General features: G+C 73.5%; 13 protein-coding genes. 5 read left to right on the top strand and 8 right to left on the bottom strand.

From position 1 onward, the window contains the following. Positions 1-19: 19 nt before the first annotated feature. Complete coding sequence (locus AB0G59_RS24440; protein WP_360915381.1) at positions 20-1,816, bottom strand: glycosyltransferase family 2 protein; 1,797 nt, start codon at positions 1,814-1,816, stop codon at positions 20-22. A 416-nt stretch (positions 1,817-2,232) separates the two neighbouring features. Here AB0G59_RS24440 and AB0G59_RS24445 point away from each other — a divergent pair, with 416 nt between their 5' ends. The 5 genes from AB0G59_RS24445 (at position 2,233) to AB0G59_RS24465 (ending at position 4,585) form a co-directional block, all read left to right on the top strand. After that, positions 2,233-2,436 (top strand): hypothetical protein, encoded by a 204-nt coding sequence (locus AB0G59_RS24445; protein WP_360915345.1) that lies wholly within the window; start codon positions 2,233-2,235, stop codon positions 2,434-2,436. Positions 2,437-2,441: 5 nt separating this feature from the next. Beyond that, positions 2,442-2,792, top strand: coding sequence for a metalloregulator ArsR/SmtB family transcription factor (locus tag AB0G59_RS24450; protein WP_071966988.1), 351 nt, complete (start codon positions 2,442-2,444; stop codon positions 2,790-2,792). Then, on the top strand, positions 2,789-2,917 hold the full coding sequence (locus tag AB0G59_RS24455) for a DUF6126 family protein (protein ID WP_360915348.1): 129 nt from the start codon (positions 2,789-2,791) through the stop codon (positions 2,915-2,917). The genes AB0G59_RS24450 and AB0G59_RS24455 overlap by 4 nt, the downstream gene beginning before the upstream one ends. A 251-nt stretch (positions 2,918-3,168) precedes the next feature. Beyond that, positions 3,169-3,549 (top strand): DUF6233 domain-containing protein, encoded by a 381-nt coding sequence (locus tag AB0G59_RS24460; RefSeq protein ID WP_360915351.1) that lies wholly within the window; start codon positions 3,169-3,171, stop codon positions 3,547-3,549. A gap of 130 nt (positions 3,550-3,679) precedes the next feature. Continuing rightward, positions 3,680-4,585 carry a hypothetical protein gene (locus AB0G59_RS24465; RefSeq protein WP_360915354.1) on the top strand — a complete coding sequence of 302 codons (906 nt, stop codon included), beginning with the start codon at positions 3,680-3,682 and terminating at the stop codon, positions 4,583-4,585. A 66-nt stretch (positions 4,586-4,651) separates the two neighbouring features. Here the strand turns inward: AB0G59_RS24465 and AB0G59_RS24470 are convergent, their stop codons facing one another. The 7 genes from AB0G59_RS24470 to AB0G59_RS24500 form a co-directional block, all read right to left on the bottom strand. Beyond that, on the bottom strand, positions 4,652-5,110 hold the full coding sequence (locus tag AB0G59_RS24470; RefSeq protein ID WP_360915357.1) for a hypothetical protein: 459 nt from the start codon (positions 5,108-5,110) through the stop codon (positions 4,652-4,654). 165 nt (positions 5,111-5,275) lie between these two features. Beyond that, the gene (locus AB0G59_RS24475) at positions 5,276-5,494 is read right to left on the bottom strand and encodes a DUF5302 domain-containing protein (protein WP_360915360.1); all 219 of its coding nucleotides are present in this window, start codon (positions 5,492-5,494) and stop codon (positions 5,276-5,278) included. Beyond that, positions 5,495-6,733, bottom strand: coding sequence for an MFS transporter (locus AB0G59_RS24480; protein ID WP_360915385.1), 1,239 nt, complete (start codon positions 6,731-6,733; stop codon positions 5,495-5,497). It lies immediately after the preceding gene. Between the two features lie 92 nt (positions 6,734-6,825). After that, entirely contained in the window at positions 6,826-7,995 is a 1,170-nt protein-coding gene (locus tag AB0G59_RS24485; protein ID WP_360915363.1) for a PLP-dependent cysteine synthase family protein, read from the bottom strand. A gap of 124 nt (positions 7,996-8,119) precedes the next feature. Continuing rightward, positions 8,120-8,551, bottom strand: a complete 432-nt coding sequence (locus AB0G59_RS24490) for a hypothetical protein (protein WP_360915366.1) — start codon at positions 8,549-8,551, stop codon at positions 8,120-8,122. 60 nt (positions 8,552-8,611) lie between these two features. Further along, complete coding sequence (locus AB0G59_RS24495; protein WP_360915369.1) at positions 8,612-9,853, bottom strand: MFS transporter; 1,242 nt, start codon at positions 9,851-9,853, stop codon at positions 8,612-8,614. Between the two features lie 25 nt (positions 9,854-9,878). Beyond that, the coding region (locus AB0G59_RS24500) for a hypothetical protein (protein WP_360915372.1) at positions 9,879-10,158 on the bottom strand (280 nt) is incomplete at its 5' end.

Genomic DNA, 10,158 nt, shown 5'->3' on the forward strand with positions numbered 1-10,158 from the left:
CCCCTGTCCCGGATTTACGTCACAACCCCCGTCGGCGCTGCCCCACCGGCCGCGAGGCACCCGTCTCGGCATCCCCACTGGACCCACCAGACCCACCGGACCCACTGGACCCACCGGACCCACAGGCCCCCGCGTCACCGGCCGTCACGGCGACCGGGACGAGCCCGCGGCGCGTCAGCCACCGCTCCCGCCACAGGCCGCCCTGCCAGACGCCGAGCGGGCCGAGCGCGGTCAGCAGGGCCAGGAACGCCCAGGTCCGCATCGCGGTGTGGGCGTGGCCGAGCGTCCAGGAGGCGGTCAGCGACAGCGCGAACACCCCCGCCCACATCAGGTGGGTGCGGAAGGTCGCCATGCAGTCGGGGCTGGCGGAGTCGCCCTTGGGCGTCACCACGAACCGCGAGCGCCGGCGCAGCAGCGCCTCGCCCAGGGACCGGGCGTACAGCGGCGCCGAGAGGGCCGACATCACCATGCCGGCCGCCCCGGAGGAGCCGGCCGGCTCGTGCGGGCTGACGTTGTGGCGCCGGTTCCACACGTACAGCCCGACCTGCAGGGCGGCCGCGTCGCAGTAGAGCATCAGCCACAGCGAGGACTCCACGGTGATCCCCGAGGCCCCGAGCCCGAGGAACAGCGCGCAGGTCAGGGCGCCCAGGGCCCAGTTGAGGGCGGCCATCGGGTAGTAGGCGACCATGAACAGGTAGTTCATCAGCCGTCCGGGCGGCAGGGTCCACACCGCCCGCCAGAACTGGCGCAGCAGCGTCTCGTACGTCCCGCGCGACCAGCGCAGCTGCTGGGAGAAGAAGTCCGTCCAGGACGAGGGGCCCTCGCCGACGGCGAGGACGTCGGGGGTGTAGACGGACTTCCAGCGCCGCCCGGTGGCGGGGTTGCGGCGGCGGTGGATCTCCAGACCCGTGGCCATGTCCTCGGTGATCGAGTCGAAGAGGCCGCCGATCTGGCGCAGGACGCTGATGCGGACGCAGTTGCTCGTCCCCACGAACATGGGTGAGCCGTAGGCGTTGCCGGCCCGCTGGATCAGGGCGTGGAAGAGGAACTGCTGGCTCTCGGCGGCCTTGGTGACGGCCGTGGTGTAGTTGCCGTAGACCTGGGGGCCGACGACGAAGGCCACGTCGGCGTCGCGGAAGTAGCCCAGCATGCGTTCGAGGAAGTTGGGCAGCGGCACGTGGTCGGTGTCCACGCAGGCCATGAAGTCGTAGGCATCGCCGTGGGCGTCCAGCCAGGCGTTGTAGTTGCCGTGCTTGGTGCGGGCGCGGAAGCAGCCGGAGGGCTGGTTCCAGCGTGCGATTCCCTTGCGGGAGAAGTGCCGTACGCCCAGCTGTGCGCACAGCCCCTTGACGTCGGGGTCGTCCCCCTCGTCCAGCAGCCATACGTCCATGGGCCCGTCGTGCTGGATCCGTACGGCGCCCTCGAGCGTGGCCCGCACCATGGACAGCGGCTCCTTGCCCGGCACGAAGCTGGTCAGGAACGCCACGCGGGTGCCCGGCTGGGCGCGGACGGGCACGGGGTCGCGGGCCACCCAGGTCGCGTGGGCGTTGGAGGCGACGTTGACCACGCGGAACAGTTCGATCAGGCCGATCGAGACGAGCATGACGGTGTCGGCGAACCGTTCCCAGTCGCTGACGTAGGGCCGGTACAGCCAGTGGTCGGGCGAGATCAGCCAGAGCAGGAGGGCCACGGAGACCAGGGGCGCGGCGGCCACCAGCAGCATGACCCCCACCCCACCGCCGGGGCCGCGGCTGAGCAGCCGCCGGTAGCGGACCCGGTAGACGCCGTCCGGTGGCTCGGTCAGCTCTCCCGCCAGCCGGCTGAACCCGGCGTAGTCATAGCCCCCCGGGCCGCTCGCATCGGTCGGCTCCGCCGCTTCGGGGCCCCCGGGGCCGTCGCCGCCGTGGCCGTCGCCCGGGCCGGGGCCGTCGCCAGGGCTTGGTCCGTCGCCCGGGCCGGGGCCGTCGGGGCATTCGCGGGCCGCCGCCGGCCGGGCGTCACTCGCCGAAATCGCCACCCAACACCCCCAGCCACATGAGGACCGTTCACAGCGGGGAAAACGTAACAAAACGGACCTACGATCATGTGACAACCGCACCGAAGGCGACACCACATCACTCACACGGTCCATGGGGCGGCGACGGGCGAAAGGTGCCTTAGAATTGCAGAATTCTTCAATTCACCAGATACGCAGGCAGTCGGTCGATCCACGATCCACGTAGGGGGCCCGCCGTGAGTGCGTTCGCCGAAGCGATGCGGGAGCGGGTGCGCGCGGCGCGCGCGGCCCTGGCCGCGGCCCGTGCGGCCGAGGACGCCTACGGGGCGGCCATCGCCGAGGACGAGCTGGACGACGCCCTCCGGCTGGCCCTCGCGCACGGCGTCACGACGGACACCGGGGACGCCACGAACACGGCAGACGGGCAGGACGGGAGTTGATCGGCGTGCGGGTGCCGCTGTACCAGGCGAAGGCGGAGTTCTTCCGGATGCTCGGGCACCCCGTGCGCATCCGGGTCCTGGAGCTGCTCCAGGACGGGCCGATGCCGGTGCGCGACCTCCTCACCGAAATCGGCGTCGAGCCCTCCAACCTCTCCCAGCAGCTCGCGGTGTTGCGCCGCTCCGGCATCGTGACCTCCACCCGCGAGGGCTCCACCGTCGTCTACGCCCTGGCCGGCGGGGACGTGGCGGAGCTGCTCGGGGCCGCCCGGCGCATCCTGACCCAGCTGCTCACCGGCCAGGAGGAGCTGCTCACCGAGCTCCGCGGGGCCACGCCGACAGGAGCCGAACGACCATGACCCAGGACTCCGAGAAGTACGCCGAGAAGGCGGTCGGCTGGCGTGTGCTGATCTACATCGTCTTCGGCCACGTCCTGGCCGGCTTCATCTGGCTGCTCTTCTACCTCGGCGCCCACGCCAAGTAGCACCGCCGACGCCCGGACCGTGACCCGCCGCCGCAACCCGTGAAGCGGTATTCACGAGGACAGGTGATAACGGAATGGCCAAGAGTGGCGTAAGCAATGTATGAGGGGACGCCCACCCGGTATAGGCCCACGGCCTATGCCAGTCGGGGCACAGGGCGCCGGAGCTGCGCATCGTATGACCGGCCCACCCCCACCGCACTCGGAGGCACTCCTTCCGCTCCGGTCAACCCGCAGGTCAGCACCGTGGGCCATTGCCCGGAACCGGGGTCGCGGGCCGCACCGCGCTGCTACTGTCCGGCGGCATGGAGGAGCTCTTCACCCCTGATGAACTCGCGCGCATTGAAGCCACCGCGCAGGAGAACGGCATTTCCTCACGCGACTGGGTACGGGAAATCGTGCTCCAGCGCCTCAACGGCGAGTGGCGGCACGATCTCGAGGACGCCGTCTGGCCGATCACGGTGCACCGCCGCCCCGGCGGCACCCTCCAGGAGCTGCACCACGCGGGCTGCTGGGTGCCGCGCGGCGGGGAGGACACGGTGAGCACCGCCGAGGCCCGGCGCAAGGCGGCCGAATACGACGTCCGGTTCTGTGACGCCTGCGAACCCGAGAGGTTCCTGGTCCCCTTCGACTGACGGCCGCCGTGCCGGGCGGTCGACGGGACCCCCTCGGAGCCCGGCACACGGGCCCAGGGCGGGCCCCGGCCGCACCCCCCACTACGCTGTCCACCGCAAGATCGTTTAGGTGGGTGGGGGAAGTACGGCAATGAGGACAGCGACGCGACTCACGGGATGGGCGACCCTGCTCGTGGGCTACGCGACCGTACTGCTCGGCGTGGTCCCCTTCCGGGAACTGCCGCCCAAGCGGTACGAACTGCAGCTGCTGGCCGCGACCGCCGCCTGCGGCCTGTGCTGGCTGCTCGCCTCTTCGGTGGCACGGGTCAGCCGGCGCGCCGCGTTGCGCCGCAAGGCGTGGCGCAGGCGGTACGAACCGTGGCCCGAGCCGCGGTCGTCGCGCCTGCTGTGCTGGGTGCTGGGCTTCGGCACCGCCCTGACGAGCATGGCCGCGCTGTGCCAGGGCGTGGGCCCCGACGGCGCCGAGGGCGAATGGCTCGCCAAGGCCCACCGGGCCGGCGCCGGCAGGTACGAGCTGCGGATCGGCAAGATCCTCGGCGAACCGCGCCCCACGGACGCGGAGATCAACGGCGCCGACGAATACGCCTCCACGATCGTCGTCACCGTCCCCTTCCTCTCCGGCCCTCGGCAGGTCACCGTGGACGCGGTGCACACCAGCGGAAAGCCGGAAGCGGGCCGCACGGTCGAGCTGCTGTACGCACCGGACCGCCCCGACCTGGGAGCGCGTCAGGCCCCGGACAACGACATCGGCTCGTTCGCCGGCCGCATCATCGCCCTGCCGACCATCTGGATCCTGGGCCTGGCGGCCGGGGTGGTGACGGGCGTGGCCCTGTACCGCCGTGAGGCGAGCGTGCGCTACGCGCGTCGATTCGATCCGTGGGTGCATCTGCCCGCCGCGGCGCTCCTCGCGTGCGGGGCCGGGCTGGTCACACCACTGCTCGTCGGCTTCCCCGCCACGGGCACGGGCTGGTGCCTGGCGGCCGGGGCCGCCGCCACGCCGTGGCTCGCCCTGGCCTGGGTGGCGAAGGCGAGCTGACGCCCGGGCACACGACCGCCCGGCCCCGAGGGGACCGGGCGGGGTGTCGCACGCCGTGGGCGGGCGTCAGGCGCGACGGCGCTTGAAGGCCCGGCGGATCAGGAAGATCGCCAGCACGATCAGCGCCACCACGAACAGGGTGCCGAGGATCATGACGATGAGCAGGGCCTTGCCGAGCCTCTTGAAGAAACCCTTCTTCTTTTTCTTCTTCTTGTCCTTGGCCAGCGTCCGGTGCCCGTCCTTGCCCTTGGCGAGCGTCCGGTGCCCGGCGGTGTCCCGGTGGTGCGACGCCGCCGCGACCGACGCCAAGCCGTCGGCGCCGCCGGTGGCCGCCGCGCCCGTGCCGGCCGCTTCCGCGACGGCGACGGTGGCGTGCTGTGCGGTGCCGGCCACCGGGTACGCGCTCGCGGCCGAGGCCGGCGTGGCCAGCAGGGCGGCGCCCAGAGCCAGCGCGATGACGGCGGACACCCGGCGGGCCAGGCGTCCTCGGTACCGCTGTCGGTCGTGCTTCTGCTCGTTGTTCATCCGCGCCCCCTGTGTCGGTGCTCTGACGGTTCGATGCTCCGCAGGTCGCGGGGCGCACCCATTATCCGCACACGCGCACCGCGCCCAGCAGGGCGCATACCCGCGGTACGCGAGACCGGGCACAACCGGGCACGATGTCCGGTTCCGTACGCCCGGTCCCGGTGCTCAGCCGCTCTTGCGACGGAACGAGCGCTGCCCGCCGGCCTTGCCGTGGGTGCCGTGGATCTTGGATCCGTCGCGGTTCGCCCCGCTCGCCGCGCCGTCGGCCGCCTTGCCCTGCTTACGGGCCAGCGCCTCACGGAACTTGCGCTTCACCTCGTCCTCGGGGACGTCGGCGCCCTCCGCGGCCTGGCCCGCACCCTGTGCCGCTGTGTCCTCCGTCATTTAAAACCTCCTGGTCATCGCGGTGTTCGCCACAGCTTCGCACAGATCCGGCGCGGTCAGTCGTCCGGAACGGGACAGCGCCAGGACCGCCCCCGCGCAGGCCGCCCCGGTGGCGGTGAGCGCGAGCCACACCAGCCAGAGCGCGTCCTGCCGCAGTGCGAAGTCCCACAACGCCCCGACGCCGAGATTGCCGAGGGTGATGCCCAGCCCGGAGACGGTGTTGTAGAGCCCGTAGTGGGTGGCGACCAGGCGCTCGCCGGACAGGGAGACCACCGTGTCCATCTCGAACGGATAGACCACCGCGCCGCCGGCGGCCAGCAGCACCACCGCCACGGCCAGCGCGGCGAGCCCGCCGACCGTCGTGACGGTGCCGCCGCCCATGGGGACGGCGGCCAGCGGCAGGAAGCCCAGGCCCATGGCGGCCAGCCCGCGCACCAGCGCCTGGGAGGCGGTCCAGCGGCTTCTGGCCCAGCCCGTCAGCCGCAGCTGGCCCAGGACGGCCACCGCCGCCGAGACGACGAAGAGCGCACTGGTTGCCTCCGTGCCCGCGTCCCCGAGGGCGGCGCCGGCGGCGAGCGGGAGGGCCAGGTAGACCTGGAAGGTCAGCACGTACGAGCCGATCATGGCGACGGAGAACAGCAGGAACGGCCGGTTGGCGACGACCGTGCGCCACTGCGTCAGCACCCCCTCCCGCTGCCGGCCGTCCCCGCCGCCGCGGCCCGTCGCGGCGGGCAGGGCCCGCCACTGCAGCACGGTCAGGCCGGCGAAGATCGCGGCGGCGACCGTGCAGACCAGCCGGAAGTCGGCCGCCAGCAGGGCCAGTCCGGCCAGCGGGCCCAGCAGCATCCCCGCCTGGTAGTAGACGTTGAACGTCGCGAAGGCGGCCACGCGCCGGTCGCCGGAGGCCGTGGCGATACAGGCGCGGACGGCTGGGTTGAACAGCGCCCCGGCGAAGCCGGTGGCCGCCGAGGCGACGATCAGGGCGGGCAGGGCGTCCACCCAGCCCAGCAGGGCGAACCCGGCCGTGCGCAGCACGCACCCGGCCAGGATCGGGGCCTTGTAGCCGTAGCGGTCGGCGAGGGTGCCGCCGATGAGGAACATCCCCTGCTGGGAGAGGTTGCGTACGCCCAGCACCAGGCCGACCGCCCAGGCGGCGAGGGCGAGGTCGCCGCTGAGGTGGGCGGCGAGGTAGGGCATGAGCATGTAGAAGGCGAGGTTGATGGCGAACTGATTGACCATCAGCAGGCGGGCGGCGGGCGGGAAGGTGCACGTCTGCCGCCAGAGCGAGGTGAGCCCGACGGCCGACCGCTCCCGCGCGGCCGGTGCCGCCGTCACCGGGCCGCTCCCGCCGGGGCGTCCCCGGCGCCGGCCGGGGTCTGCGTGAGCGGGTCGACGACGGTGTCGCACACCGTCCAGCGGGTGACGACCCGTTCGGCGGGGTGGGCGATGCGGTCGGGTACGGGCGCGGGGGCGCCGTCCAGGAGGTGGTGGCGGCGGCAGTAGTCGTCGTCGAAGACCGTGCCGGCGTAGCGCTGCGGTCCGTCGGGGAAGACCGCGGCGATCCTGGTCTCCGGGGGCAGGGTGGCGGCCAGGTGCCGGGCGGCCAGGGCGACGGCCCCCACGCTCCAGCCGCCGGTGGCGTACCGGGAGCGGGCCAGGGAGCGGGCCGCCCAGACCGCTTCGGGCGCGGCGACCCAGTGCACCTCGTCGAAGAGGCCGTAGGCGACGTTGCGGGGGTAGATGCTGCTGCCCAGTCCGCGCATCAGCCGGGGTGCGGCGGGCTGCCCGAAGATCGTGGAGCCGGTGGTGTCCACGCCCACCACGCGCAGGGCGGGGAAGTAGCCGCGCAGCACGGAGGCGATGCCGGCGGAGTGGCCGCCGGTGCCCACGCTGACGACGAGGGCGTCGATCCGACCGAGCTGGGCGATCAGTTCGTGGGCGAGGGTGCGGTAGGCCGTCACGTTGTCGGGGTTGTGGTACTGGTCGGGGCACCAGGCTCCGGGGCGGGCGGCGAGGAGTTCCTCCACGCGCTCGCGGCGGGCCTGCTGCCAGCCTCCTACGGGGTGGGGGGTGGCCACGAGGTGGACTTCGGCGCCGTAGGCCCGCAGCAGGCCGATCATCATCGGTTCCATGCCGGGGTCGGTGACGACGGTGACGGGGTGGCCGTGGGTGACGCCGGCCAGGGCGAGGCCGAGGCCGAGGGTGCCGGAGGTGGACTCCACGATGGGCGCGCCCGGCAGCAGGTCCCCGCGTTCGCGGGCGCGGGCCACCATGTGCAGGGCGGTGCGGTCCTTGATGCCGCCGGGGTTGCGGCCTTCGAGCTTGGCCCAGAAGCCGCGGCCGGGTGCCGCGAACGGCTCGCCGACCCACAGCAGGGGGGTGTCCCCCACGAGGCCGGCCGGGGTGCGGGCGGGCAGGGCGGCGGCCGCCGTGAGACTGGCCGGGGAGGTGGGGGCGGCCGGCGCGGTCGTCGTCGAGGGGGTGGGGCAGACAGAGGTCATGGCATGGCTCTCCCGCGGCCGGTACACCGATGGAGGAGGAGCGGTACGGGCCGCGTTGACGGGGAACGGGCGGGGGATCCGAATCGGGCGCACGCGCGGCTTCGCCGGCGCGGCGCGGCCCGTCCTACGTCCGCCAGACGCCCAGGGCCGCCCTCAGCCGTCCGGGGTCGCCCGCGGGGGCGGGCGCCGACCCGTGCGTATCGGCGGGCAGGGCCGGGCGGCAGCCGTCCGCCTCGGTCTGCGGGAGGAGGTCGGCTCCGGTCGCGGTGGGAAGGTCCTGGCGCGGGGCGGCGACCCCGGCTTCGTTGGCCTCCGCGCACTCCCTCGGCACGTCCTCGCCGGAGCCCCGCAGGGCGACCGGCCCCGGCCCCCGGTCGGGGGGCGCCGGTGCGGCCAGCGGCAGGGAGTAGGAGCGTTCCTGGTTCGGTGGCGGCTGGCCGTGCGCACAGCCCATCACGTGCGCCAGGGCGACGAGGACGACGAGGAACGCCGAAGCGACCCGGGACCTGGAGCGTGGTCCCCGGGGGAGCGTCCGAGCCGTCACCCATGCCGTCACAGTGGTTACAGTAAGCACGGCGCCGGATAAGGCCCGGGTAAAGGGAGTTACCACGTCCTCTTACCGGACGCCCGTGCGCACCAACGGGGTTGAGGCGGCGACGACCGCCGCGAGGGTCCACCACATGGCGGGGTAGCCCAGCAGGTCGTGCACGAGGCCGAGCAGGGGCGGGGTGGCGACGATCGCGAGCTGGTTGGCCGCCATGGCGGTGCCCAGCGCGAGACCGACCCGGTCCGGCGGGCAGGACTCGCTCACGTGCGCCACCCAGGGCCCGTACCAGCCGAAGCCGAAGAAGCCGAGGCAGGCGGTGAGGGCGATGACGGGGCCGGGCCCGGCGGGCAGCAGGGGCAGGGCCAGCAGGGCGGCCGCCGTGGCCAGCATGCTCGCGCGGATCCACGGCAGCCTTCCCCTGCCGGTCCTGTCGCTGGCGGCGGCCAGGGCGATGCGGCCCGCCGCGCCGATGCCCTGGACGCCGAAGAGCACGAACGCGCCGCGTGTGAGCGGGATTCCGTGGTGGTCACGGAGGTAGAGCATGAGGTAGGTGGTGATGCCGTACTGCGCGGTGACCAGCACGGTGCCGCTGACGACGATGCCCGGCATGGCGGGGCGGCGCAGCTGCTCGACGAGGCGGGGCCACAGCGGCCGGGCCGGTGCCGGGCCGCCCCGGCCCGGGGCCCGGCGGTGGACCGTGACGAAGACCGCTCCCCCGGCCAGGGACACGGCGGCGGCGAGGGCGAACGCCGCGTGCCAGCTGTGGGCGTAGGCCACGGCGGGCATCGCGAGGGCGGCGGCCGCGCCGCCCAGCGGCAGGCCGGCCTGGCGGATGCCCATGGCCAGCCCCCGGTTGCCGCCGGGGAACCACAGGGCCACGGACTTGCTGCCGCCGGGCTGTGCGGTGCTGTAGCCGATACCGAGGACGAACAGGCCGGCGAGGACGAGGGCGTAGCAGTCGGCGAGCGCGGCCAGGGCCAGCCCGCAGGCGACCACGACGGCTCCCGTCCCCACGATGGCCCGTTCGTCGTGGCGGTCCAGCAGGTGACCGACTATCAGCAGGGCGACGACGGGCGCCGCTCCGGCGACCGTGACCAGCAGGCCGACCGCCGTGCCCGTCAGGCCGAACGCCTCCTGGAGGAAGCCGGCGAGGGCGCCGAGGCCCTGCATGGCGAACGAGGACGTGGCCTGGGCGAGGGTGGCCGCCGCCAGCACCGCCCAGCGGTAGCCGTGCGCCGGGCCGGTCGGCCGGGGCGCCTGCCCGCGCGCCGCCGCCCTCGCCGGCCCGGCTGCCGCAGCTCTCCTTCTCATGGCCGCCGTTCGCGCTCCGGCCGCCTCACCGCAGCACCGGTACGAGGTCCTCCATCACGGCCGCCTTGGCGCGCAGATAGGCCCGGAACAATTCCGTCGCGGCCTCCGCGTCCGGCGCCGTCCCCGATACCGCGCAGTACCGCTCCACGGCGTCCGTGGCGTGCCGGAAGTGATTGGTCTCGGTGCCTCCGGTGTGCACGGTGATCCATGCCAGGACCTTTCGGGCCTCGCCTGCGGGGAATTCCAGGTGGGCCGGGAGCCATTCCTGGAACATCGGGTGAATGAGCTCGACTTCACCATGGGTG

Source organism: Streptomyces sp. NPDC021096 (genome assembly GCF_040641275.1).
Taxonomy (GTDB): Bacteria; Actinomycetota; Actinomycetes; order Streptomycetales; family Streptomycetaceae; genus Streptomyces.